This window comes from Promicromonospora noduliphila (genome assembly GCF_056951025.1).
On sequence record NZ_CM167806.1, the window covers coordinates 1,092,148 to 1,116,047 of the forward strand.

At 73.1% G+C, this 23,900-nt stretch carries 19 protein-coding genes; 8 read left to right on the forward strand and 11 right to left on the reverse strand.

Going from position 1 to position 23,900, the window contains the following annotated elements; all coding sequences use genetic code 11:
* Positions 1 to 8 precede the first annotated feature (8 nt).
* From AC0QU1_RS04730 to AC0QU1_RS04745, 4 genes are all read right to left on the reverse strand, one after another.
* On the reverse strand, positions 9 to 584 hold the full coding sequence (locus AC0QU1_RS04730; RefSeq protein WP_483616388.1) for a hypothetical protein: 576 nt from the start codon (positions 582 to 584) through the stop codon (positions 9 to 11).
* 137 nt (positions 585 to 721) lie between these two features.
* On the reverse strand, positions 722 to 2,050 hold the full coding sequence (locus AC0QU1_RS04735; RefSeq protein ID WP_483574750.1) for a hypothetical protein: 1,329 nt from the start codon (positions 2,048 to 2,050) through the stop codon (positions 722 to 724).
* Positions 2,051 to 2,227: 177 nt separating this feature from the next.
* Entirely contained in the window at positions 2,228 to 2,770 is a 543-nt protein-coding gene (locus AC0QU1_RS04740) for a DUF1003 domain-containing protein (protein ID WP_483574752.1), read from the reverse strand.
* The gene (locus tag AC0QU1_RS04745) at positions 2,763 to 4,076 is read right to left on the reverse strand and encodes a magnesium transporter MgtE N-terminal domain-containing protein (protein ID WP_483574754.1); all 1,314 of its coding nucleotides are present in this window, start codon (positions 4,074 to 4,076) and stop codon (positions 2,763 to 2,765) included. The genes AC0QU1_RS04740 and AC0QU1_RS04745 overlap by 8 nt, the downstream gene beginning before the upstream one ends.
* Before the next feature lie 73 nt (positions 4,077 to 4,149).
* On the opposite strand from AC0QU1_RS04745, the gene AC0QU1_RS04750 reads away from it, so the two are divergent.
* The gene (locus AC0QU1_RS04750) at positions 4,150 to 5,079 is read left to right on the forward strand and encodes a YflT domain-containing protein (protein WP_483574755.1); all 930 of its coding nucleotides are present in this window, start codon (positions 4,150 to 4,152) and stop codon (positions 5,077 to 5,079) included.
* Between the two features lie 663 nt (positions 5,080 to 5,742).
* The gene (locus tag AC0QU1_RS04755; protein ID WP_483574757.1) at positions 5,743 to 5,916 is read left to right on the forward strand and encodes a hypothetical protein; all 174 of its coding nucleotides are present in this window, start codon (positions 5,743 to 5,745) and stop codon (positions 5,914 to 5,916) included.
* Positions 5,917 to 6,065: 149 nt separating this feature from the next.
* Here the strand turns inward: AC0QU1_RS04755 and AC0QU1_RS04760 are convergent, their stop codons facing one another.
* Together AC0QU1_RS04760 and AC0QU1_RS04765 are read right to left on the reverse strand one after the other, a co-directional pair.
* Complete coding sequence (locus AC0QU1_RS04760; RefSeq protein WP_483574759.1) at positions 6,066 to 7,598, reverse strand: aminopeptidase P family protein; 1,533 nt, start codon at positions 7,596 to 7,598, stop codon at positions 6,066 to 6,068.
* Positions 7,599 to 7,610: 12 nt separating this feature from the next.
* Complete coding sequence (locus AC0QU1_RS04765; RefSeq protein WP_483574760.1) at positions 7,611 to 8,453, reverse strand: alpha/beta fold hydrolase; 843 nt, start codon at positions 8,451 to 8,453, stop codon at positions 7,611 to 7,613.
* A 175-nt stretch (positions 8,454 to 8,628) separates the two neighbouring features.
* Between AC0QU1_RS04765 and AC0QU1_RS04770 the strand changes: the two genes are divergently transcribed.
* On the forward strand, positions 8,629 to 9,477 hold the full coding sequence (locus tag AC0QU1_RS04770) for a PHP domain-containing protein (RefSeq protein WP_483574762.1): 849 nt from the start codon (positions 8,629 to 8,631) through the stop codon (positions 9,475 to 9,477).
* Entirely contained in the window at positions 9,474 to 10,109 is a 636-nt protein-coding gene (locus AC0QU1_RS04775) for a MarC family protein (RefSeq protein WP_483574763.1), read from the forward strand. Before AC0QU1_RS04770 ends, AC0QU1_RS04775 begins: the two co-directional genes overlap by 4 nt.
* Positions 10,110 to 10,114: 5 nt before the next feature.
* Here AC0QU1_RS04775 and AC0QU1_RS04780 read toward each other — a convergent pair whose 3' ends face one another.
* The 3 genes from AC0QU1_RS04780 to AC0QU1_RS04790 all read right to left on the reverse strand — a co-directional run bounded on the left by AC0QU1_RS04780 (position 10,115) and on the right by AC0QU1_RS04790 (position 12,706).
* Positions 10,115 to 10,411, reverse strand: a complete 297-nt coding sequence (locus tag AC0QU1_RS04780; RefSeq protein WP_483574765.1) for a DUF1905 domain-containing protein — start codon at positions 10,409 to 10,411, stop codon at positions 10,115 to 10,117.
* Between the two features lie 83 nt (positions 10,412 to 10,494).
* Positions 10,495 to 12,174 carry a DEAD/DEAH box helicase gene (locus tag AC0QU1_RS04785; RefSeq protein WP_483574767.1) on the reverse strand — a complete coding sequence of 560 codons (1,680 nt, stop codon included), beginning with the start codon at positions 12,172 to 12,174 and terminating at the stop codon, positions 10,495 to 10,497.
* Between the two features lie 310 nt (positions 12,175 to 12,484).
* Positions 12,485 to 12,706, reverse strand: a complete 222-nt coding sequence (locus AC0QU1_RS04790; protein ID WP_483574769.1) for a DUF3107 domain-containing protein — start codon at positions 12,704 to 12,706, stop codon at positions 12,485 to 12,487.
* A 187-nt stretch (positions 12,707 to 12,893) separates the two neighbouring features.
* On the opposite strand from AC0QU1_RS04790, the gene AC0QU1_RS04795 reads away from it, so the two are divergent.
* The 3 genes from AC0QU1_RS04795 (at position 12,894) to AC0QU1_RS04805 (ending at position 20,776) form a co-directional block, all read left to right on the forward strand.
* A complete protein-coding gene (locus tag AC0QU1_RS04795) occupies positions 12,894 to 13,892 on the forward strand; it encodes a DUF3152 domain-containing protein (protein WP_483574770.1) in 999 nt (332 codons plus the stop codon).
* 90 nt (positions 13,893 to 13,982) lie between these two features.
* Positions 13,983 to 17,339, forward strand: coding sequence for an ATP-dependent helicase (locus tag AC0QU1_RS04800; protein WP_483574771.1), 3,357 nt, complete (start codon positions 13,983 to 13,985; stop codon positions 17,337 to 17,339).
* On the forward strand, positions 17,336 to 20,776 hold the full coding sequence (locus AC0QU1_RS04805) for an ATP-dependent helicase (protein ID WP_483574772.1): 3,441 nt from the start codon (positions 17,336 to 17,338) through the stop codon (positions 20,774 to 20,776). The genes AC0QU1_RS04800 and AC0QU1_RS04805 overlap by 4 nt, the downstream gene beginning before the upstream one ends.
* Before the next feature lie 29 nt (positions 20,777 to 20,805).
* Here the strand turns inward: AC0QU1_RS04805 and AC0QU1_RS04810 are convergent, their stop codons facing one another.
* Positions 20,806 to 21,723 carry a macrolide 2'-phosphotransferase gene (locus tag AC0QU1_RS04810; RefSeq protein WP_483574774.1) on the reverse strand — a complete coding sequence of 306 codons (918 nt, stop codon included), beginning with the start codon at positions 21,721 to 21,723 and terminating at the stop codon, positions 20,806 to 20,808.
* A 148-nt stretch (positions 21,724 to 21,871) separates the two neighbouring features.
* Between AC0QU1_RS04810 and nudC the strand changes: the two genes are divergently transcribed.
* Complete coding sequence (gene nudC / locus AC0QU1_RS04815) at positions 21,872 to 22,789, forward strand: NAD(+) diphosphatase (RefSeq protein ID WP_483574775.1); 918 nt, start codon at positions 21,872 to 21,874, stop codon at positions 22,787 to 22,789.
* 61 nt (positions 22,790 to 22,850) lie between these two features.
* On the opposite strand, the gene AC0QU1_RS04820 is transcribed toward nudC, so the two are convergent.
* Positions 22,851 to 23,888, reverse strand: coding sequence for a protein-L-isoaspartate O-methyltransferase family protein (locus AC0QU1_RS04820; RefSeq protein ID WP_483574776.1), 1,038 nt, complete (start codon positions 23,886 to 23,888; stop codon positions 22,851 to 22,853).
* Between the last annotated feature and the right edge of the window lie 12 nt (positions 23,889 to 23,900).

Below are 23,900 nucleotides of genomic sequence, written 5' to 3' on the forward strand. Positions count from 1 at the left end.
CCGCCCGATCAACGGCAACCGGTGTCTTCCGGCACTGCGGGACCGCACAGGTAGAAGTCCCAGTCGTTCTCGACGATGTGCTCTTTCCCGTCCGGGGTCGTGTAGGTGAACCGCACGTCCTTCAGGTGCGCGCCGGAGGGGTTCCCTTCCACGCTGAAGACTATTTCGTCGAAGCGGCCGCTGAGGGGTGGATCGCCTTCCTTGCGGCAGGGTCTATCGACAGACATGCTTACGAACTTCTGGTCGAAGGGCGCCACGCTCCGCCGAGACGGCTTCTCCGGCGTGCCGTAGAGCCGGCCAATAGGGCTCCCTTTCTCAACGGTGAAGGTCCGGGTGTACACGTCAACCGAAATCGGTTCCAGGCCTGGTGTGCTCGACCAGTCGACTCCCGTGATCTCGATTGGGCCATCGCCCTGGGCGACGCAGGGCATGAAGCTGCCGAACATGCCGTGCCACGTATTCCCGCGCTTAGCCTCGTCCGGCTGCGCCAGGCCACTTAATCCAGAACCTGGATAGACTGACAGCGGATGCTGTAGGTCATCAGGGTGCGGTTCAAGAGCCGGGGTCGCCGTTGTGCAGCCCATGAGGCAGATGGTGACACTGAATATGCTGATGGCATATGTGAAGGTTGATCTATTCATGTTCCCCGATCGGCGAAAGGGCGGACGTGCAGAGGTGGAGACGACGGGCGTCTCCACCTCTGCCGCCTCTGCCAGGTCAGCTAGTTCTGGTATCGCAGCATCATCTTGCCGGCAAGCGCGGGGAAATCCTCCCTCCCGCACAGTGCCTTACCATTTCCACCGATGTCATATTCCAGGCGCTTAAAGGTCGCGTACTGGCTCTTTGACTGGAGGTTGATCCCAACCATATCCTTAATGATCACTCCGCCGCCATTTTCGTAAGCGTGTCCACTAGAGAGTGTTCGATGCCATGGTCCAGGATCTTGCGGCGCACACCTTTCGTAGGCCTTTGGTCGGTCGATACTAATGGAATTGGTTCCACCTGTCTCGAATCGTGGCCGTACCCTCGTGCCCGTTCCGAATTCTTCGACCCATGGGCCGCAATGCCCGTCGGGCTCTCTTTCGTGTCGAACGTACGGCATTTCATATCGGCCATACCGGACTTCGACTCGGTAGGATCGATAGTCATTGTTCCACAGGAACTCTTTGGCCCATTGCGATGTCACTGTCTTGGTGCCAGTTCGTGAATAGCTGACGCCTTCGACGGATGCGGCGATACCGGCGGTTATGTGATGTTCGCTCGAATTCTCGTACACCATGCGGGCCTTGGAGTTGTAAGGATCGTCTTTTATAGTGTAGGTCGCTGCGACCTTCGCCCAGAAGTTTCTTGAGCCGACGAGCGTGCCTTCCCCGCCCCATACGATGCAGCTCGTGGCGAGTTGGCCGGCGTCACCATCATCGAGAGAGCTCTCGGGTACGCAATCGTCCGTGGGGGTCTCAACGCCCTCACACTCGTCAGAGGGTTCGACGGCCTCGACCAGATCGACCGAGGGCGTGGACACAACAGAAGGACCCAGCTCTGCCAGGTCCTCGGCGGTGTAGCTGGCGTCGATCCAGGTCTCGCCGAGGCCTGTCGTCACAGAGCGCGCGGTGAGCGCGGTCATCCTCGTCAGGCCCTCGGGCCGATTGATGACCTGGATCTCGAAGTCGACTGCACCGGTCGTGCTTACATAGTCCGACGGAATCGTGTCGACCGATGTATGGACCGAGATCACCCCTCCGCTGACCGAGGTCACGGCGTCCACGACATGCAGCTCGAACTTGTCGCCGTCAACGAGCTGCTGGTCGAACTCGGGCGACGGCCACGCGTGCACCAGGACTTCTGTGGTCGCCGGGGCAAAGGAGCCATCCGGCAGGTTCACGGTGAACGCTACAGGCTGCTCGGCCTCCTGATCTCCTTCCGCGGCTGTCGCCAACGGCACGCTGACCAGGGTTCCGAGCGCCAACGTTGTCGCCGTCGTGAGTGCTACGACGGTCGCAAGATTGCTCTTGGCGCCGCCGATCAGGCCAGGGGGCCTGCTTGTCACCATGATGTCCCTCCCGTTGCTCCAGGACGGCGTCACTAGGACGCCGACGATTGCGGCCAACGTAACGGGCAAAGGCGACGAAGGCTCCCAAAGAGTGGGTGATGTTATTGGACGGCGCCCCGACTGGCAGTGCAAGCGGAACCGTTGACGCGTTGAGCAGGGTCGGCCTGAGCGAGAGCTTTACCTGTGCGAGTCCGAGACGTCGGAAGGCGTGCGCTCCGACTGCTGCGCGCCGCCCGCTCTGCCGCGGTCCTTCTCGTCCAGCTCCTCCAGGAGGTTGCGGATCTCCGAGCGCACGAAGTCGCGCGTCGCGACCTCCGACAAGGCCAGCCGCAGCGCCGCCATCTCGCGCGCCAGGTACTCCGTGTCGGCGAGGTTGCGCTCGCCGCGCTGCCGGTCCTGCTCCGCCGTGACGCGGTCGCGGTCGTCCTGCCGGTTCTGCGCCAGCAGGATCAGGGGCGCGGCGTAGCTCGCCTGCAGCGACAGCATCAGGGTGAGCGCCGTGAACCCGTTGGCGGCGCTGTCGAACCGCAGGGCCTCCGGCCCCCACGAGTTCCAGGCCAGCCAGACCATGCAGAACACCGTGAGATAGATGAGGAACCGGGGCGTGCCGAGGAACCGGGCGATCGCCTCCGTGGCCTTCCCGACGGCGTCCTCGTCCACTCGGATCCGCGGGATCAGGCTGCGGCGCTGCGCGAGCGGGGTGTCCAGGCGGTCAGCCACGGGTCGCCTCCTTCCGGGCGGACCCACGCGCCGGGGGCGCCGACTGGGCCACCGTCTCGAGGCGGTCGTCGTCGCTGTCGCGCCAGTCGTCCGGGAGGATGTGGTCCAGCACGTCGTCGACGGTGACCACGCCCAGCAGCCGGCGCGCGTTGTCGAGCACGGGCAGCGCCAGCAGGTCGTAGGCCGCGAGCAGACGCGTCACCTTGCCCACCGACGCCTCGTGGGGCAGCCACTCCGTGTCCGTGTCCAGCACGGAGGCGACGGCGGCGTGCGGGGGTTCCCGCAGCAGCCGCTGGAAGTGCGCGACGCCGAGGAACCGCCCCGTCGGCGTCTCCAGCGGCGGCCGCACCACGAAGACCATGGAGGCCAGCGCCGGGGGCAGCTCGGCCCGCCGGATCTGGGCCAGGGCGGTGGCTATCGTGTCGTCCGCGCCGAGGATCACCGGCTCGGTGGTCATCAGGCCACCCGCGGTGTCCTCCGCGTACTCCAGCAGCCGCCGGACGTCGGCCGCCTCCTCCGGCTCCATGAGGTTCAGAAGCTGAGCCGCCTGCTCGTCGGGCAGCTCGTTCAGCAGGTCGGCGGCGTCGTCGGGCTCCATGACCTCCAGCACGTCGGCCGCACGGCCCACCTCCAGGCCGGACAGGATCGACACCTGGTCGTCCTCCGGGAGCTCCTCCAGCACGTCGGCCAGGCGTTCGTCGTTCAGCGCGCCGGCGATCTCCAGCCGCCGCGCCGTGCCCAGGTCGCGGATCACGTCCGCGAGGTCGGCCGCGCGCATGTCCTCGTACGCCTCCAGCAGACGGGCGGCGCCCTGTTCGGCGGACCGCGCCGTCAGGTCAAGGACGGCGTCGACCGGGACCGTCAGCGTGGAGCCGCGGCGGAACGGGGCGGACCCCCGCGCCGCACGGCGCCGCACGAAGAGCTGGTCGACCAGCCAGTCGCCGGTGCGCTGCTGCGCGATCGAGACGTCCTCGATGGTGACCTCCCCCGAGCCGTCCTTGAGCTGGACACGCCGGTCCAGCAACTCGCCCAGCACCACCGACTCCATGGCCCGCTGCTCGAACCGCCTCAGGTTCACCAGGCCGGTGCTGATCACCTGGCCCTGGTCGATGCTCGTCACGCGGGTGAGGGGAAGAAAGACGCGGCGCCGGCCCGGGACCTCCACCACCAGGCCGACCGCCCGTGGTGCACCCTTCGCCCGGACCAGCACGACGACATCACGAACCCGGCCCACCTGGTCCCCGATGGGGTCGAAGACCACGGTGCCTGCCAGGCGTGCGACAAAAACCCTGGTGCTGGCGCTCACGCTGGTCAGCCTACGGCCCGGCTCGGCGCGATGCTCCTCGCCACTATCGGCCGGGTAGGGGAGACTATGGGGTATGAGCATGTCTCGCCCGGGTGCCGTCCCGAAGGTCCCGACCCTGCCGGCCGGTGACGAGGTAGCTGCGTACTCCACGTACCTGGAGGCGCAGAAGGCAGTCGACTACCTCTCCGACAACAAGTTCCCCGTCGAGAACGTCACCATCGTGGGCACCGACCTGCGCATGGTCGAGCGCGTCACGGGACGCCTCACCTACGGCCGGGTGGCGCTCGCGGGCGCCCTGTCCGGCGCGTGGTTCGGCTTCTTCGTGGGGTTGCTGCTGACGCTGTTCGCGGGCTCGTCGGGCTTGCAGGTGATGTTCGCAGGCATCGCGCTCGGCGCCGGCTTCGGCCTGCTGTTCTCGATCCTGTCGTACGCGTTCACGGGCGGGCGGCGCGACTTCACGTCGTCGTCGCAGATCGTGGCGGCCACCTACGCGATCCTCTGCGGCCACGAGCACGCCGGCGACGCGCGGGCGCTCCTGATGCGCTCCCCGAGCGGGCTGGGCAAGGCCCGCGGCGCGGGTGTCGGGGCTCCCATGGCGCCCGCGGTCCCCGCGGCTCAGGCCCCCGGCGCGCCGACGGCGCCCGCCGCACCGCCGGCCTCCCGGCCGACCGACCCGCGCTGGGTCACGCCGACGGGTGAGCCCCGGTACGGCGCGATGCGGCCGGGTCCTGGGGCGGGAGCAGGTGCTGGGGCGGGAGCGGGTGCTGGGGCGGCGACGCCGGCCGATGCACCGTCGGACGCACCGGACGCGCCGGCTGAGCCGCCGGCCGGTGGTGGGTCGGCCCGCGACGACGCGCCGGTCGAGCCCCAGGCCGCGCCGGGTCAGGCGGACACCCCGGCTGACCAGCGCCAGGACGAGGCGACCGACTCGGACGACGTGCCGACGTCGCGCACGTCGCCCCCGCGAAACCCCTACGCACCCCCAACGGAGGACCAGAAGTAACGCGAACTGCGTCTGACCTCGGTCACTTGAACAGCACCCGGCGATGAGTTCGGTCGGTTGCCTTGAGATCGGTCCATTAACCGACCGATCTCAAGGCAACCGACCGAACTCATCGCCCCGGGCGTTCAAGTGACCGAAGTGGTGGGCGTTTGTGGGGTGGCCGCGGATTCACATGTGGGCCCCCTGAGCCCATGTGACAGGGGGCTTCAGCGGTTCTAGCGCGACGGCTGCCCTGTGGATATCGCACTTGTGCACAGTCCACACGGGCTTGGGCTCCCCGACCGCCGGCGTTGATGCAATGTCGGTGCATGGTCGATGTAGTGATCCCCGCGGTCACCCTCACGCTGGAGGAGAACCGCAACAAGCTGTCCGCTGCGGCTCGCGCGGGCGAGGTCCTCAGAGTTCGGCGCGGTGCGTACTGCGTTCCTGGCGAGATTCGTGTCGACGGACCCTCAGGAGCTCCGCGGGAAGAGCGCAAGAAGGCGCTGGCTCGCGTTGGTGCACTGCATGCTCAGCTCAGCGCACAGCACGTCTTCAGTCATGCCTCCGCAGCGCTGCTCTGGGGGTGCCGTGTCTGGACAACACGGCCCGAGACACACGTTTACCAGCACTATCGTGCGTCAGGTCACTCCGCCAACGACGTTCGGCGGCACGTCTGGACCCTTGCTGGACGAGAAGGCGCGCGCCGACGCCATCCGCCGAGCCGGCGTCACCATCGAGCGCGTAACTGCTTCGGACAAGCGCGACGTCCCCGCGATGATCGCCCGATTCGCCCAGCACCTGCCACCAGACATCGTCTCGGCCGCCCGCAGGAACCCCCGACTGCCCCCCATCTGAGGGCACAACCTCGGTCCAATGCACAGAGCCACCCATGAACTCGGTCGGTTGTCCTGAGATCGGTCCATTAATGGACCGATCTCAGGACAACCGACCGAACTCATCGCCGCAGGCGTTCAAGTGACCGAAGTCGGGCCGCCCGGCCCCGCTCAGCGCAGCGCGGCCATCCAGGCCTCGACGTCCTCCGGGCGGCGGGGGAGTGCCGCCGAGAGGTTCTCGTTGCCGTCCTCGGTGACCAGCACGTCGTCCTCGATGCGTACGCCGATGCCGCGGAACTCCTCTGGCACGGCGAGGTCGTCCGCCTTGAAGTAGAGGCCCGGCTCGATGGTGAACACCATGCCCGGCTCCAGCGTGCCGTCGAGGTAGAGCTCGCGGCGCGCCTGGGCGCAGTCGTGCACGTCGAGGCCCAGGTGGTGCGACGTGCCGTGCACCATCCAGCGGCGGTGCTGCTGACCGTCGTCGGAGAGCGCGACGGCGGCCGTGACGCCGTCCGGCAGGAAGCCCCACTCCTCCAGGCGCTCCGCGATGACCTCCATGGCCGCCGCGTGCACGTCGCGGAACTTCGCACCGGGCTTCGCGACGGCGAACGCCGCGTCGGCCGCGTCGAGCACCGCCTGGTAGATCTTGCGCTGCACGTCGGTGTACTCGCCGTCGACCGGCAGCGAGCGCGTGATGTCGGCGGTGTAGAGGGAGTCCACCTCGACGCCGCCGTCGAGCAGCAGCACGTCGCCCGAGCGGACCTCGCCGTCGTTCCGGATCCAGTGCAGGGTCGTGGCGTGCTCGCCCGAGGCCGCGATGGTCTCGTAGCCCACCGCGTTGCCCTCCAGGCGGGCGTGCCCGTCGAAGGTGGTCTCCACGACGCGCTCGCCGCGCCGGTGCTCCACCGCGCGCGGCAGGGCCCGGACCACGGCCTCGAATCCCTCGATCGTGCGGGCGACGGCCTCGCGCATCTGCGCGATCTCGTACTCGTCCTTGATCAGCCGCAGCTCGGAGGTGGCCTCGACGAGGGCCTCGTCGGTCAGCGCCTCCTCGGCCTCCGCCTCCAGGCGCAGCTCCTCGACCAGCGTCTCGATCGCCTCGTCCGCACCGCTCACCACGAGCAGGCGGACGCCGCCGTCGCCCACGTCCTTGGCCAGCGCGTCGCCCAGCTCGTCGATGTGCCGGGCCTCGATGCCGGTGAGGGCCTCGATGTCGGCCAGCGACGGGCGGGCGCCCACCCAGAACTCGCCGTAGCGCGCGTCGGCGTAGAACTCCTCGTTGTCGCGCGCCGCGAGGGGGCGCACGTAGAGCACCGCGTGGTGGTTCGACCCGGCGTCGCCCGCGCCGTCCTCGACCGGGTGCAGCACCAGGACGGCGTCCGGCTCCTGGTCGGTGCCCAGGCCCGTGAGGTGCGCGAACGCCGAGTGTGGCCGGAACCGGTAGTCGGTGTCGTTGGAGCGCGTCTTGAGCGAGCCCGCCGGGATCACGAGGCGCATGCCGGGCAGGCGCTCGGAGAGTGCCGACCGCCGGGCGACGGTGAACGGCGCGGCGGCCGACGCCGTCAGGCCGAGCTCGGCGCGCGGCGCCCACTGCGACATCACGAAGTTCTTGAACGCGGTGGAGGACGGGCGGTGCGAGCGGTTGGCGCCGCGGTCGGCGGTCGCCTGCTCGTCAGGCTGCGAAGTGGTGGTGGGCTCGCTCATGGGCCCAGTGTTTCACGCGCTCCGGCCGAAGTCGGCGAGCGCCCTGGTGAGCGCCCGGTTGAAGGCGGAGGGCGCCTCCGTGCAGACGTCGTGCCCCGCGTTCGGGATGACGATGAGTGCACCCCTGCGGGCCGCCGCGAGGTGCCGCTGCTCCTCGATGCGCATGGCGTCGCGGGCGCCGTTGACGAACCAGACGGGCACGCGGGCGGCGCGCACGTTCGCTATCGAGGAGCGCCCGGCGAGGTGCGTGAGGGCGTCGGTGACGACGTCCCAGGTGGGGCGGTACATCTCGGCGGTCTGCCGCGGGGCGATCTCGACCTCCCGCAGGTCGGCGCCGGCGGGTGCGCTCCGGAGCGGGCGGAACGGGAGCCGCAGCGACGGCACCGACAGCCGCGCGCGGTGCACGCTCGGGTGCACCACGCGGCCGGTCATCCGGCGGGCGAGGTAGGCGGCGCCGGCCACGTTCTTCGCGACGTCCCGGTAGAGCCGCACGGGCTTGCCCTTGGGGTCCGACGTGCAGCCGGCGGCCAGCACGCCCACCAGGCGGTCGGTGGTGTCGGGCCGGGCGGCCCAGGCGAGCGACGTGTAGCCGCCCAGCGACAGTCCGACCAGGGCGACGGGCCCGGCGGGGAGGGAGGCGACGGCGTCGTCCAGCACCTCGAAGGCGCCGTCCATGCTGAACCGGTCGTGCCTGCGCGCGCCGTGCGCGGGCAGGTCGACGGCGACGGCCTCGTGGCCGGCCGCGCGCACGTGCTCGACCTGGCTCTCCCAGATCGCGCCGGAGCTGCGCATGCCGTGCACGAAGACGACGCTCGTGCGAGCGCCGTCCGGGGTCCTGTGGTGACTGCTGTTCATCCCGTCGATGATGCGGGACCGGCTTGCGCGGGCGGCGTACGACGGCGGAACAGGGCGTGAACGTGCTGTGTGGGCTTCCTGCCGCGCTTCCAGGGCCGGGCCGACGACGGCGGGGGTGCTGCACCTCACGCCGCAGCGCACGCCCAGGGGCCCGGTCGATCTCTACCCTGGTGGGGTGATCGACCTCCACACGCACTCCACCGCGTCGGACGGCACCGACTCGCCAGCGCGGCTGGTGGAGGTGGCGGCCCGCGCCGGTATCACCACGCTGGCCATCACGGACCACGACACGACGTCGGGCTGGGCCGAGGCCGCCGAGGCGGCGAGCCGCTACTCGGTCGGCCTGGTCCGCGGCGCCGAGATCTCGGCGCTCGCCCGTACCACGGGCTGGGGCACCGGCGTCCACCTGCTGGCCTACCTGCACGATCCCACGCACCCCGGCCTCCTGGCCGAGACCGAGCGCACGCGCGCCGACCGCGAGTCCCGGGCCCGGCGCATGGTGGACCTGCTGGCCGAGGACTTCCCGATCACCTGGGAGGACCTGCTCTCCCAGACGCAGCCGGGCACCACGATCGGCCGCCCGCACCTCGCGGACGCGCTCGTGGCGGCCGGTGTGGTGCGGGACCGCGACGAGGCGTTCGCCACGATCCTGCGCCCCGGCACCCGGTACTACCTGGGCCACTACGCGCCCGACGCCGTCGCGACGGTCCGCGCCGTGCGCGCCGCCGGCGGGGTGCCGGTCTTCGCGCACCCGGGAGCCGACGCCCGCGGCCGGATCGTCCCGGACTCGATCATCGAGGAGCTTGCCGAGGCCGGGCTCGCGGGGCTCGAGGTGGACCACCGGGACCACACGCCGGACACCAGACGCCGGCTGCGTGACCTTGCCGAGTCGCTGGACCTGCTGGTCACGGGGTCGAGCGACTTCCACGGCGCGGGCAAGCAGAACCGGATCGGCGAGAACACGACCGAACCGGGGGCGCTGGAGGCGATAGCGGCGCAGGGGGCACTGGAGGTGCTCCGGTGAGCTGGTTCGACGTCGCGCTCTTCACCGAGGTGTTCGTGACGCTGTTCGTGATCATGGACCCGCCGGGCACCGTGCCGGTGTTCCTGGCCCTGACCTCGCGGATGACCGCGCACGACCGCCGTCGGGCGGCGCGCACCGCCATCTTCGTCGCGTTCGGCGTGATCGTGGTGTTCGCGCTGTTCGGTCAGCTCCTGCTGGAGCACATGGGCATCTCGCTCGCGGCGCTGCAGGCCTCCGGCGGCCTGCTGCTGCTCCTGGTGGCGCTGGAGCTGCTCATGGGCAAGATGGACGCCGGCGAGACCGACTCCGACGGGAACGCCAGGAACGTGGCCCTCGTGCCGCTCGCGACGCCGCTGCTGGCCGGGCCGGGCACGATCGTCGCCACCATGGTGTTCGTGCAGCAGGGCGTGAGCGCGGGGGAGTCCGCGGTGGGGCACTACGCGTCGATCGGGATCGGCATCATCGCGGTGTGCGTGTGCACGTGGGCGGCGATGCGGTTCGCGGGCGTGGTGCACCGGGTGCTCAGGGACTCCGGGGTGACGCTGGTCACCCGGATCGCCGGCGTGCTGCTCGCGGCGATCGCCACGCAGATGATCGCCAACGGCGTCATCGAGTTCGTGCGCACGGTCTGACCCCGTCAGACGTCGATCGTCTCCAGGGTGACCGGCACGGGCTTCTCCGGGAGGAGCCCCTCGGCCTCCCGCACCTTCTTCTTCATGGGCAGCACGTAGCCGCCGTCGCGGTCGCTCGGGAAGACGGACGTGGTCCAGGTGGTCTTCCCGACCGTCACCCGGACCCGGATCGAGCCGAACCCCCGCGGCGGCAGCGGGAGGTCGGCCAGCTCGTCGGAGTGCTCCGGCGGCACGGTGACGAACCACCAGGAGTCGGTACGCACCTGCCACTGCCACAGGGGAGCGGTGAACTCGATCTGCACCCGCTGAGCCTGTCAGAAGCTCGAGAAACTGTCAGACCCACGGGTCACCGGGGTGTGATCCGTGGGTCTGACACGTTCCTGGGTCAGGACGTGGCCTGGGTGCCGTCGGCCGGCCGGCCGCCCCGCGTCCGGCGGCGGTTGCGGCTCCGGCGGCGCGGGCGCCCGTCGTCCTCGCTGCCCGACGCCGGAGCGCCAGCGCCGGTGTCGCCCGAGGTGCCGGCGCCGCCGTCGGACCGGGACGCCGACCGGGGCTCACCGTGCGTGCCGCCCTGCCGGCCGCCCGAGCGGGAGCCGCCGGAGCGTCCGCCGAACCGCCCGGACCGGGAGCCGCCCGAACGCCCGCCCGAGCGGGAGCCGCCGCTGCGCTTACCGGTCTCGCCGAGGTCCTCGACCTCCTCGGCGTCGAGCCCGGCGAGCTTGCGCTCCGACTGGGGCAGGCGGCCCTTCGTGCCCTCCGGGATGCCCAGGTCCGTGAACAGGTGGGGTGACGTCGAGTACGTCTCGACCGGCTCGGGGAACCCGACCTCCAGCGCCTTGTCGATGAGCGACCAGCGCGGCACGTCGTCCCAGTCCACGAACGTGACGGCGGTGCCGGTGTTGCCGGCCCGGCCGGTGCGGCCCACGCGGTGCAGGTAGGTGCGCTCGTCCTCGGGGCACTGGTAGTTGACCACGTGCGTCACGTCCTCGACGTCGATGCCGCGGGCGGCGACGTCGGTGGCGACGAGCACGTCGATCTTGTCGTTGCGGAAGGCGCGCAGCGCCTGCTCCCGGGCGCCCTGGCCCAGGTCGCCGTGGATCGCGCCGGCGGCGAAGCCGCGCGTGGTCAGCTCCTCGGCCACCTTCGCGGCCGTGCGCTTGGTGCGCGCGAACACGATGGTGCGCCCGCGGCCGTCGGCCTGGAGCAGGCGGGCCAGCACCTCGACCTTGTCCAGCGCGTGCGCGCGGTACACGACCTGCTTGATGTTCTTGACGGTCGCGCCCTCGTCGTCCGGCTCGGCGGCGCGGATGTGCGTGGGCTGCTTCATGTAGCGGCGGGCCATCGAGACGACGGCGCCCGGCATGGTCGCGCTGAACAGCATGGTGTGCCGCTGCGCCGGGGTGCGGGCGAGGATCTTCTCGACGTCCGGCAGGAAGCCGAGGTCAAGCATCTCGTCGGCCTCGTCGAGCACCACCGTCGCGGCCCGCAGCAGCGTGAGGTGGCCCTGGTTGATCAGGTCGATCATGCGGCCGGGCGTGCCGACCACGACGTCCACACCGGACTTCAGCGCCTCGATCTGCGGCTCGTAGGCGCGGCCGCCGTAGACCTGCACGATGCGGACGCTCCGCTTGGCGGACGCCGTGCCCAGGTCGTTCGCGACCTGCACGGCGAGCTCACGCGTCGGCACGACGACGACGGCCTGCGGCTTGCCGGGGGCGACGAGCTGGTCGTAGCCGGGCTCGCCGGGGGCGACGACGCGGTGCAGCAGCGGCACGCCGAAGCCGAGCGTCTTGCCGGTGCCGGTCTTGGCCTGGCCGATGATGTCGTGCCCGCTCATCGCGACCGGAAGGGTCATCGCCTGGATGGGGAACGGGTGGGTGATGCCGGAGTCCTTCAGCGCCTCGACGATCTCCGGGCGGACGCCGAAGTCCGCGAAGGTCACGTTCTGCGCCTGGATGGCGGACGGGGTGGAGTAGTCGGGCCCCGAGCCGGTGGCCGGCACGGGGCTTGTCACGGTGGCCGCGCTCGCGGCCGGGTTCTCGGTGGTAGTCACTGGCGCCTTCATCTCTCGCGGCGCGGTGGGCCCTCATGGCCCGGCGATCGCGCCTTCGTGCGGCAGCCGATCGTGGAAATCATCGCGCGCCGGGGCACGGGGCCCAGGCTGCGCGTCCTGTGGGGGCGGCCTCGCAGGAGGCCGGAGCACAGGCTCGGGGGTCGGAACGTGACGACCGGGCAACCGATGTACGGCATTCATCGTACGCGAACGATGTTTCCGCGCGGTAAGCGAACCGGGTTCAACCGGACCACGAGTAATGAACGCCACGTGGCGGACGGCGCGAGCGGGCGCCGTCCGCCACGTGGCGGCGGGTGCGGGCTCAGACCGCGCCGAAGCCGACCTTGCGCTGCTCCTCGGTGCCGATCTCGACATAGCCGATGGCGTCGCCGGGGATGATCACGCGGCGGCCGCGGGAGTCGGTCAGCTCGAGGGGGCCACCGGCCAGGGCCTTCTTGACGGCCGTCGCTACGGCGTCAGCGCTCTCCTCCGTCTCGACCGTGACCTCGCGCGGGAGGTTCTGCACACCGATGGTGACGTCCACGTTTACTCCAGTTCGGTCGGGGATTGCGCCGCGTGCCCGGGGGTCCGGTCACCCGGCCTGACGATCCTAGTCACGCTCCGGGACGGTCGGCCCGCGGTTTCGCCGTGAGCCGATCGGCAGGCGGCGTCCTGCGTCCCTGTGGACAGAATCGTGGGCGGACGGGCGGCCGCGTGGCACCATGGTCGGCGTGGGTAGTCCGACGTCCCAGCGGCGGGCCGGCAGGCACGCCGGTGCGGACGCGCCCGCAGGGGTCGGGTCGGAGGGTGTCGGACGCCGGACGACGCGCAGCCCCCGGCGCGCGATGGTCGCGCTCGGCCTGTGCTTCGCGGTGGGGATGCTCGGCGGCGTGGTGGCGACCATGACCACCGAGCCGGACGCGTCCGCCGCCGTCGTGGCCGGAGCGGTCGAGGACAGCCTGGGCGCCGCGGCGGGTGACGCGGTCCGGAACGCCTACGAGGCGGCGCGGTCCGGCAACCGGGTGTCGCCGCCCGCGCCGGTCGCCTCGGCCGGTGCCGGGGTGGGTGTGTCGGCGCCGCCTGCTGCGGCGAGCGCGCCGGCCGTCGAGAAGTCGGCGCCACCGTCGCCGCCCGCACCCAGCCCACGTCCTGAGCCGACGCCGGAGCGTGGCTCCGGGCTGATCGGTACCAGGATCTCGGTCGAGCCGGAGCTGTCGGGGAAGCTGCTCGTCGTGGAGGGGTCCCGCCCAGCGCCCGCCAAGGGGACGGTGTGGCGGGTGCAGATCGCCGTCGAGAAGGGCCTGCCGGTGGACCCGAAGGCGTTCGCGGAGGCCGTGCTGGCGACGCTGAACGACCCGCGCGGCTGGCACGGCGCGGACGGCTCGACCTTCGCCTGGACCGACTCCCCGCGGTACGACGCGCGTGTGGTGCTCGCGAGCCCCGGCACCACCGACGAGCTGTGCCTCCCGCTCGACACCATCGGCGAGCTCTCGTGCGGCATCAACGAGACGGCGGTGCTCAACTTCAAGCGCTGGGTCAAGGGCTCGAAGGCGTGGGCGAACATCGGCCGCTATCGCCAGTACCTCGTGAACCACGAGGTGGGGCACGTGATCGGCTACCACCACGACCTGTGCGCCGGCAAGGGCGAGCACGCGACGATCATGGTGCAGCAGACCACGACGACCAGCGGCTGCATCCCGGAGGCCTGGCCCGCGCCGGACGCGGACTGATTCGCCGCCCGACTGTGACCAATCGGGCATTCCCGACGCTCCCGCGCGGGGCCCCGGGGAGTGTCAGTGGCTCGTGGTTCGATCGTCCGCGTGACACCGACCCCCACCCTCGCGCCGCCCCTGACATCGGAAGAGGAACGTGCCGTATCGCTCGACGAGAGCCAGGCGGCCGCCGTCGAGTCCGCGCTGAGCCGGCGCGCGACGCTGGTCCTCGGTGCGCCCGGGTCGGGCAAGACGACGGTGGCCTGCGAGGTGGCCGTCCGGGCGCTCACGTCAGGGGTCCGGCCGGAACGGGTGCTGGTCCTCGCGTCGTCGCGCCGGGCAGCGGCCCGTCTCCGGGACGAGGTGGCGGCCCGGGCGGGGCGCACGGTCGGCGCGCCGATGGTCCGCACCGCGTCGTCGGCGGCGTTCGCCGTGCTGCGTACCCGCGCCGCGGCGCTCGGGCAGCCGACCCCGACCCTGGTCTCCGGCCCGGAGCAGGACCTGGTCCTGGCCGAGCTGCTCGCCGGGCACGTCGCGGGCGAGGGCCGGCCGCTCACGCTGCCCGCCGGCCTGCCGGAGGAGTCGCTCGGCCTGCGCGGCCTGCGCCAGGAGCTGCGCGACCTGCTGATGCGTGCCGCGGAGCGCGGGCTCGGGCCGGTGGAGCTCGACGAGCTGGGCCGCGCGAACGACCGCCCCGAGTGGGTCATGGCCGCCCAGCTCTACGAGGAGTACCTCGACACCATGACGCTGCGGCTCGCCACCCCCGACGCGAGGCCGCGCTTCGACCCGGCGGTCGTGATCGACGAGGCCGCCGAGTCCCTGCGCTCGTGGGAGGACGAGGTGCCCGGCGTGCCCCGGCCGGCGTGGGACCTGGTGGTGGTGGACGACTACCAGGAGGCCACCGCGGCGACAGTCCGGCTCCTGCGCGTGCTGCACGATCCATGGGGCCTCGGCAAGCTGCCGCAGGCGAGCCAGGACACCCTGTGGGGCGAGGGGGACGGGGCGCGCCTCGTGCTGCTGTCCGACCCGGACTCCGCCGTGCAGACCTTCCGCGGCGCCGCGCCGGGCCTCACCGGCCGGGCCGCCGCGCCGTCGGGCCCCGGGCGCGCCTTCGGCGCCTTCGACGCCGAGACGGTGGTGCTGGGCACGGTCTGGCGGCAGCGGCCGGAGCTGCGTGCCGTGACGCGCGCGGTGACCGACCGCATCCCGGTGTCGGCGAGCGCGCTGCACCGGCGGGCGGCGGCACGCGCCGACGAGCCGGGAGCCGGGGGCGCCGACGTGGAGTCGGCGCCGTCCGTCCAGGTGGCCGTGCTCGCGGGCGCGGCACAGGAGGCGGCCTGGATCGCGCGCGAGCTGCGGGCGGAGCACCTGCTGCGCGGCACGCCGTGGGAACGGATGGCGGTGATCGCGCGCAGCGGCACGCGGCTGGCGGCGCTGCGGCGTGAGCTGGTGTCGGCGTCGGTGCCGGTCGCGCTGCTCGGGTCGGACCTGCCGCTGCGGGACGAGCCCGCGGTGGCCCCGCTGCTGGCGGCCGTGCGGACGTGTGCGGCCGCGCCGCGCGGGAGCCTCGAGGCGCTGATCGCGGAGGAGCTCGACGGCACCGTACCGGCGCTGGACCCCGAGACGGCGGCGCTGCTGCTCGTCTCGCCGATCGGTGGGCTCGACGCGGTGGCGCTCCGCCGGCTGCGCCGCGCGCTGCGCTCGGAGGAGCTCTCGGCGGGCGGCGGCCGCACCTCCGACACGCTGCTGGTCGAGATGCTGGGCGACCCGGCGCACGCGGCGCTCCTGCCCGCGCCGGTGCGGCGTGGACCGCTCGCCGTGGCGCGGGTGCTCGCCGCCGGACGGGAGGCCGCGCGGGAGCCGGGCGCCACCGCGCAGACGGTGCTCTGGGCCGTGTGGGCGGCGACCGGCCTGGCCGAACGGTGGAGCGCAGCCGCCCTCGACGGCGGCCCGGCGGGCCTGCGCGCCGACCGCGACCTCGACGCCGTGCTCGCGCTGTTCCGCGCGGCGGAGACCTTCGTGGACCGGATGCCCGGCGCGCCCGTCGCGGCGTTCGTCGACTACCTGGCGTCGCAGGACCTCCCGGCCGACTCCCTCGCGGCGTCCGCCCAGGGCGCCGGCGCCGTCGAGGCGCTCACGCCGCCCGGCGCGGCCGGGCGGGAGTGGGACCTGGTGGTCGTCGCGGGCGTGCAGGACGGCGTGTGGCCCGACCTGCGGCTGCGTGACTCGCTGCTCGGCTCGCAGGCGCTCGTGGAGCTCATCGCGGGCCGGTCGGAGGACGGCCGGGTGGTGGGGTCGGAGGCCCGGCGCCAGGTCCTGACGGACGAGCTGCGCGCCTTCGCCGTCGCGGTCTCCCGCGCCCGACGGCGGCTCCTGGTCACCGCCGTCGAGGACACGGAGGAGGCACCCAGCGTCTTCTGCGACCTCGTGTCCCCCCGGGGCGACGGCGGCGACGGGCCCGACCCGCGGCGGGTCCCGGTCGGTCCGCCGCTCGACCTGCGCGGCGTGGTCGCGGCGGCACGGTCGGAGCTCGTGCGGACGGCGGCGGCGCGGTCGGCGTCGGACCCGGCCGGGGTCGAGCGCGCGGCGAGGATCGAGCCCGCCGCCGCGCTGCTCGCGGACCTCTCGGCCGCCGGGGTCGCCGAGGCGGACCCGAGCACCTGGTACGGCGTGGCCGGCGTCTCCAGCGAGATCCCGCTGTGGGGTGCCCAGGAGACCGTGACCGTGTCGCCGTCGAAGGTCGAGACGGTGACCACGTGCGCCCTGCGCTGGGCGTTCGAGACGGCGGGCGGCACCAGGCCGGACGCGACGCACCAGACGCTCGGCACCCTGCTGCACTCGATCGCGCAGAGCCACCCGAAGGGCTCGCTCACCGACCTCAAGCAGGAGCTGGACCGGCGCTGGCCGGAGCTCGCGCTGCCCGACGGCTGGCCGTCGCTCCAGCTCCGCAAGCGCGCCGAGCGGATGGTGGAACGGCTCGCGGACTACCTGAGCGACTCGGGCGAGCCGCTGCTGGTCGAGGCCGACTTCGACCTGCGGGTGGGCCGCGCGCGGCTGCGCGGCCAGGTGGACCGCGTGGAGGACGCGGGCGACGGCGGTGTGACCGTGGCCGACCTCAAGACCGGCAAGACCGCGGCCAGCAAGGACAAGGCGGCGGAGAACCCGCAGCTCGGCGCCTACCAGCTCGCCGTGGAGGAGGGCGCGCTCGACCTGCCCGACGGCACGGTGAGCAAGGGCGCGAGCCTCGTCTACGTCGGCACCGAGACGGTGTCGGCCAGCGTGCGCAACCAGCCGGCCCTCGCCCCGGACGACGAAGGTAGGAGCTGGGCGCGCGACACGGTCGAGGGCGCCGCCGACACGATGGCCGCTGCCCGGTTCGCAGCGAGGGCCAACGACCTGTGCGAGGTGTGCGCCGTGCGGCGGTCCTGCCCCCTGCAGCCCGAGGGACGGAAGGTGGTCGAGTGATCGGGCACGAGCCGGAGATCCGGCTGTCCGCGCGCGCGATCGCGCGCCTGCTCGGCCGGCACGAGCCCACCGACGAGCAGGTCCGCGTCATCGAGTCGCCGCTGGAGCCGGCGCTCGTGGTCGCGGGCGCCGGGTCCGGCAAGACCGAGACCATGGCCGCGCGCGTGGTGTGGCTCATCGCCAACAAGCTGGTCCACCCGGAGCAGGTGCTGGGCCTGACCTTCACGCGCAAGGCGGCGGGCGAGCTCACGCAGCGTGTGCAGACCCGGCTGGCGCAGCTCAACCGCGCGCTGGGCGAGGAGTCGGGCGAGGCGCTGGCCGGCCTGGACCTCGACCGGCCGACGGTCGCCACCTACAACGCCTACGCCGCCTCCCTGGTGGCCGACCACGGGCTGCGCCTCGGCGTCGAGCCCAGCGCCCGCCTCCTCGGCCAGGCCGAGCAGTGGCAGCTCGCGTCGCAGGTCGTGGAGTCCTGGGACGAGGACCTCGGCACCGACAAGGCGGTCAGTACCGTGACCGGCGCGGTCGTCGCGCTCTCCGACGCCCTGGGCGAGCACCTCGTCGACCCGGCCGACGCGCGCGACCGGCTGACCGAGATGGCCGAGCACCTCGAGTCGGTCCCGCTCGGCCCGCGGCAGAAGAAGCGCACCAAGGACGTCGACAAGCTCATCGGCTCCGTCGCCGAACGGGCGCGGTTCGTGGACCTCGTGGTCGAGTACCGGCGCCGCAAGCGGGTCGCGGAGGCGCTCGACTTCGGCGACCAGGTCTCGTTCGCCGCACAGCTCGCCCGCGAGGTGCCGATGGTCGGCGCCGCCGAGCGGGTCCGGTTCGAGGTGGTGCTGCTCGACGAGTACCAGGACACCTCCTACGCCCAGGTCGAGCTCCTGTCCGGCCTGTTCGGCGGCGGCCATCCCGTCACCGCCGTCGGCGACCCGCACCAGTCCATCTACGGGTGGCGTGGCGCCTCCGCGGCGGGCCTCGCGCGCTTCCCCGACCGCTTCCGGCGGGACGACGGCGGCCCTGCCGCCGTCCACTACCTCTCGACGTCGTGGCGCAACGACGCCGCGGTCCTCGCTGCCGCGAACGTGGTGTCGGGCCCGCTGCGCGCGCGGACGGGCGCGGCCACGAGCGTCGAGGTCCCGCCGCTGGACCTGCGTCCGGACGCGGGCGACGGCGTGGTGTCCGCGCACGTGGCCGCGACCCTGGAGGAGGAGGCGGAGGCCGTCGCCGAGTGGGTGGCGGAGCGCTGGCGGCCCGGCGCCCACCCGGACGGGCGGGCCACGGCGGCCGTGCTCTGCCGGGCGCGCGCGCAGTTCCCCGCGATCGAGGTGGCGCTGCGCCGCCAGGGCCTCCCGGTCGAGGTGGTCGGCCTGGGCGGCCTGCTGTCCACACCGGAGGTGGTCGACGTCGTCGCGCTGCTCCAGGCCGCGCACGACCCGTCGCGCGGCGACTCCCTGCTGCGCCTGCTCACCGGCCCGCGCCTCAACCTCGGCGCGGCCGACCTGCACGCGCTGGGCTCCTGGGCGGCCGACCTGGCGCGGCTGGACGACCCGCGCCGGGCCTCGGCGACCGCGACGCCCGCGGCGGCGGCGGCGGCGGAGCCGCCCGAGGTGGAGGACGCCGACCCCCGCGTGGTCGAGGGCGACGTCACCGACCACCGCTCGATCGTCGATGCGCTCGACGACCTGCCGCCCGTGGGCGAGCCGGCCCGCGACGGGCGCGTCCTGTCCGAGGACGCGCACCGGCGCCTGGCCGCGCTGGCCCGCCTGCTGCGCGACCTGCGCGGCCTGACCTACCTCTCGCTCCCGGAGCTGGTGGTCCAGGCGGAGCGCGCGCTCGGCCTGGACGTCGAGGCGGCCACGGCGGCCGCGCTGACCGGGGCCGGCGTCGGGGGAGCGGTGAGCGACCGCGGCCGCGAGCACCTCGACGCGTTCCGGGACGTGGCGGCGTCGTTCGCGCAGTCGTCGGACACGGCGACGCTCGGCGCCTTCCTCGCCTGGCTGGGCGTCGCGGGCGAGCGCGAGCGCGGCCTCGACATGCCGGTGCACGAGCCGGACCCGGACGCCGTCCAGGTGATCACCGCGCACGCCGCCAAGGGCCTGGAGTGGGATGCCGTAGCGGTGGCGGGCCTGGCCGACGGCGCGTTCCCCGCGTGGGACCGGGGGTCGCGGTCGGGGGAGTCGTCGTCGGGCTGGCTGTCCGACCTGGGCGAGCTGCCCTACCACCTGCGCGGCGACGCCGACGACCTGCCGGCCTTCCGCTGGGAGCACGCCTCCGACACCAAGGACCTGGTCGCGCTGCGCGACGAGTTCAAGCTCGAGTGCGGCGAGCACCGCCTCGCCGAGGAGCGCCGGTTGGCCTACGTGGCGTTCACGCGCGCCCGGCGCGAGCTCTTCCTCACGGCCTCGTGGTGGGCCACGTCGAGCCGTCCGCGCGAGGTCTCCCCGTTCCTGGCGGAGCTCGCCGAGGCCGGCCTGGTCGCCACCGACCTCTGGGCGCCCACACCGGAGCCGGACGCCGAGAACCCGCGCAACGCCGAGGAGGTCACGGCACTCTGGCCCGCCCAGGGCCCGGCCGGACCCGGTGAGCAGGGCGCCGACCAGGCCGCCGCCGTCGAGCAGCAGCCGACCGCCCGCGACGTCCTGCGCGCCACCGCCGCGCTGGTGGACGAGGCGGCGGAGGAGCGGCTGGCCGCGCTCGCCGCGCTGCGGCTCCCCGCCGATGCGCTCACCGCGCCGCAGGACGTCCTCACCGACGCCGCCGGCCACGACCTGGTCGACCTGGCCCGCATGCTCCTGGCCGAGCGCGACCGGCACGCCGACCGGGAGGTGGCGTTCCCCGCGCACGTGTCGGCGTCCGGCCTGGTGCGGCTGGCCGCCGACCGCGACGCCTTCGCCCTGCAGCTCCGCCGCCCCGTGCCGGTGCAGCCCACCGTGCACGCCCGGCGGGGTACCAGGTTCCACGAGTGGGTCGAGCAGTTCTTCACGTCGGCCACCCTGCTCGACGTCGACGACCTGCCCAGCGCCGAGGACGACGACCTGCCCGACGACACCGACCTCGACAAGCTGCGCGACACGTTCCTCGGCTCGGAGTGGTCGGCCCGCACGCCCATCGCCGTCGAGGCCGACGTCGAGACGCCGGTGGCCGGCGTCATGCTGCGCTGTCGCATGGACGCCGTCTTCCAGGACCCCGCCGTGGGCCCGGACGCCGTCGTCGTGGTGGACTGGAAGACCGGGCGCGAGCCGCTCGACGCCGCCGCCCGGGCCGCCCGCGAGGTGCAGCTCGCGGTGTACCGGCTGGCGTGGTCGCGCTGGACGGGCCTACCGCTGGACCAGGTCAGCGCCGCCTTCTACTACGTGGGCTCCGACACGACGGTCCGCCCGGACCGGCTGCTCGACGAGGCCGAGCTGGAGGCGCTCATCCGGGGCGAGTCGTGACGGCCGCGGCGAGTCGTGACGGCGGGGCCTCAGCCCTCGTCGAGCGTAGCCTCGTCCAGGTCCTCCAGCATCGAGGTCGCGTCCTCGATCACCTCGGGCAGCTTGTGCCGCACGCCGTGCAGCAGCCACCGCGCCAGCGCCAGCTCGCCGACCAGCATCGCGCGCTCGGCGAGGCGCGAGTCGCTCAGCTCGGTGCGGCGTAGCTGGTAGGCCTCCATGATCGAGTCGACCGCCTCCAGTGGCGCAGCGGCGATGAGCCAGGCGAGGTCGTCGGCCGGGTCGGCCACCCGGGCCTCCGCCCAGCCCGACACCGCGACCACCCGCTGCCGGTCCACGAGGAGCTGGTCCGGCGCCAGGTCGCCGTGCGTCACGACGGGCCGGAACTTCCACAGGGACACGTCCTCCAGGGCCGTCTCCCACCGCCGCAGCAGCGTGGGTGGGACCCGCCCGGTCCGCGCCGCCTCGTCCACCTCGGTGAGCCGGCGCTCGCGGTACTCGGACGCGGTGTAGCTGGGCAGCCCGCAGGTCTCCACCACCGACGTCGGCAGCTCGTGGATCGCGGCGATGGCCCGGCCCAGGTCGGCGGCCAGTCCCGGACCCGGCTCCAGCGCCTCGACGTCCAGGTTGCTGCCGATGATCCGGCGGTGCACGACGGCCCGGCCGCCCTCCGGCAGCAGCGCGTAGCCGGCGACCTGCGGCACAACGAACGGGAGCACGCCCGTGTCGATGTACAGCCGGAGCGCGTCGAGCAGCTCGATCTCGGCCTCCAGCGCCGCGCCCGCCACCGTCGTCCGCGGGGCACGCACCACCCACTCCTGGTCGTCCTGACCGGTCACGACGGCGACGTCGTAGTCGCCGGCGACCTCACCGACCCGCACCGACTGGGCGTCGAGTCCCGGCACGGCGGCGGTCGAGAGGGCGGCGAGAGCGAGGGGCGTGCGCGACACGTGCTCACCGTAGAGCAGCGCTCGCCGTCGCTCCGGGCAGGACCATGGCGTGTCCGCCCAGTCACGCGTCGGGTGCGCCGAGATTGCGTCCGCGAAACCGAGACCGCGTCCAAGAGCATGCGAACCGATGGGCCGCTAACGTCGTCTCGTGCGTCCCCTCGACCTCCCCTTCTCCCGTGCCGCTCACGACCGCGCCGCGCACCGCCGGGCCGAGCCGCGCCTCGTCGACGACCTCCGCAAGGAGCCGGGCACCAGGACACTGCTGCTGCGCGGGGACCGAGTGGCCACGGCCGGGTCGCGGGTGGCGCTGTTCGCGCCCGACGACGTCGCGCACCTCGCCGTGCGCACGCACCTGTTCCTCGGGGAGGCCGACGGCGCCGCCTACCTCGCGGCGGTGCTGCCGGAGCCCGACTCCGGTGCCGAGCGCCTCCTCGACCTCCAGGACGACCTCGACGTCGAGTGGACGGGCCTGCGCACGCTCGACGTGCCCGACCTGGAGCAGGGCCTCGTGGTCGAGGCGTTCGCCCTGGCCCGGTGGCACGCCCTGCACACGCACTGCCCACGGTGCGGCGCGCCGACCGAGGTGACGCACGGTGGCTGGGTCAGGCACTGCCCCGCCGACGGGTCGGACCACTTCCCGCGCACCGACCCCGCGGTGATCATGGCGATCACCGACGCGGACGACCGCCTGCTCCTGGCGCGCGGCCCCGAGTGGGGCCCGGGCCGCCGCTCGGTGCTGGCGGGCTTCGTGGAGCCGGGCGAGGGGCTTGAGCAGGCGGTGGCGCGCGAGACGGCGGAGGAGGTCGGCGTCGTCGTCGACCCCGGGTCGATCGAGTACTGCGGCAGCCAGTCCTGGCCGTTCCCCGCCTCGCTCATGCTGGCCTTCCGCGCCCGGGCGACGACGACCCGGCTGGTGCTGCAGGAGGACGAGATCGCCGAGGCGGGCTGGTTCACCCGCGAGGACGTGGCCACGGCGCTCGCCGACGGCAACCTCAGCTCGTACGGCCGCACCTCGATCGGGCGCTCCCTGATCGAGGACTGGTTCGGCGGCCCGCTCGAGAACTGAGCGCCCGGGAACTGAGCGCCCGGGACCTGAGGGACCGCCGCGAACCAGACCCCGTCCGGTCCTAGTCGTCGATCCGCACGCGGTAGACGTCGCCGTCGCGGAGCAGCACCGCGTCGAGCTGGTCGGTGGCCGGGTACCCCTCGGCCCGCCAGTCGCTCATCAGGTCGGCGAGGCGCGCCGCCGTCGGCGAGCCGACCGGGCGCGCGATGAAGTGCGCAGCGGTGACCATCGCGACCTCAAGGGTTCCGGCGCGCCCGCCGGTGTCGCCAGCAGGGCCGGGCGCCCGGAAGCCGAGCCCTATGCCCTCGCCGAGCTCGGTGGCCGCCGTGAAGAGGCCGCGGGGGCGCATCGCGAGGAGCCAGTTCTTCAGGTCCATGAACTCGCCGGGCGAGCCAGGCCACGGTTCGGCGTGCCCCGTGCGGAGGGTCGTGAGGAGGTCCTCGCCGGCCGCCCGGTCCGGACTGCCCGTGGCCAGGTAGTAGCCGGGGTTGTCCGCCCCGGTCACGACGAGCACGGTGGGCGGCACGACGGGCGCGCCCAGTGGCGCGTACCGGCCGGCGTGCACCGTGACTCGCGGCCCGCCCGGCGTCTTGACGATGTGCGCCACCGCGTAGGCACCGGGCAGGTCGGAGACCAGGCACCCGGTGACGAGCCCGCCGTCGAGGGCGAGCTGGTCGAGCCACGCGGCGGGGATGGCGGCGGGCGTGGCGGCGACGTGGATCCGGTCGTACGGCGCGCGGCCGGGATGCCCGGCCAGCCCGTCGCCGACGGCGGCGGTCGCCCGGTGCCCGTGCTCGGCGAACAGGGCGCCAGCGCGCCGGGTCAGGCGCTCGTCGGCGTCGATCGTGAGCACGTGGCCGGCCGGCCCCACGATGTGGGCCATGAGCGCGGCGGAGTAGCCGGACCCGGTGCCGACCTCCAGGACGCGCAGGCCGGGACGCAGGTCGAGGGTCCGCAGGTGGCGCACGGTCGCGTGGACGGGGACGACGGGCCACACCGCGTCGCCGCCGGGCCCGAGGTAGAGCTCGGCCGGGATCGTGCGGGCGGCCTCCGCGACGACGTCGGGGTCAGGGGGAGGGCCGGTGAGGTCGCTGGTCATGATGCCGGTCTC

Excerpts from the sequence above, each read along its gene's own strand:
- AC0QU1_RS04730 (WP_483616388.1), bottom strand. The coding sequence starts at position 584 with ATGGGCTGCACAACGGCGACCCCGGCTCTTGAACCGCACCCTGATGAC.
- AC0QU1_RS04785 (WP_483574767.1), bottom strand. The coding sequence starts at position 12,174 with ATGAAGGCGCCAGTGACTACCACCGAGAACCCGGCCGCGAGCGCGGCC.
- AC0QU1_RS04765 (WP_483574760.1), bottom strand. The coding sequence starts at position 8,453 with ATGAACAGCAGTCACCACAGGACCCCGGACGGCGCTCGCACGAGCGTC.
- AC0QU1_RS04820 (WP_483574776.1), bottom strand. The coding sequence starts at position 23,888 with ATGACCAGCGACCTCACCGGCCCTCCCCCTGACCCCGACGTCGTCGCG.
- AC0QU1_RS04760 (WP_483574759.1), bottom strand. The coding sequence starts at position 7,598 with ATGAGCGAGCCCACCACCACTTCGCAGCCTGACGAGCAGGCGACCGCC.
- AC0QU1_RS04735 (WP_483574750.1), bottom strand. The coding sequence starts at position 2,050 with ATGGTGACAAGCAGGCCCCCTGGCCTGATCGGCGGCGCCAAGAGCAAT.
- AC0QU1_RS04750 (WP_483574755.1), top strand. The coding sequence starts at position 4,150 with ATGAGCATGTCTCGCCCGGGTGCCGTCCCGAAGGTCCCGACCCTGCCG.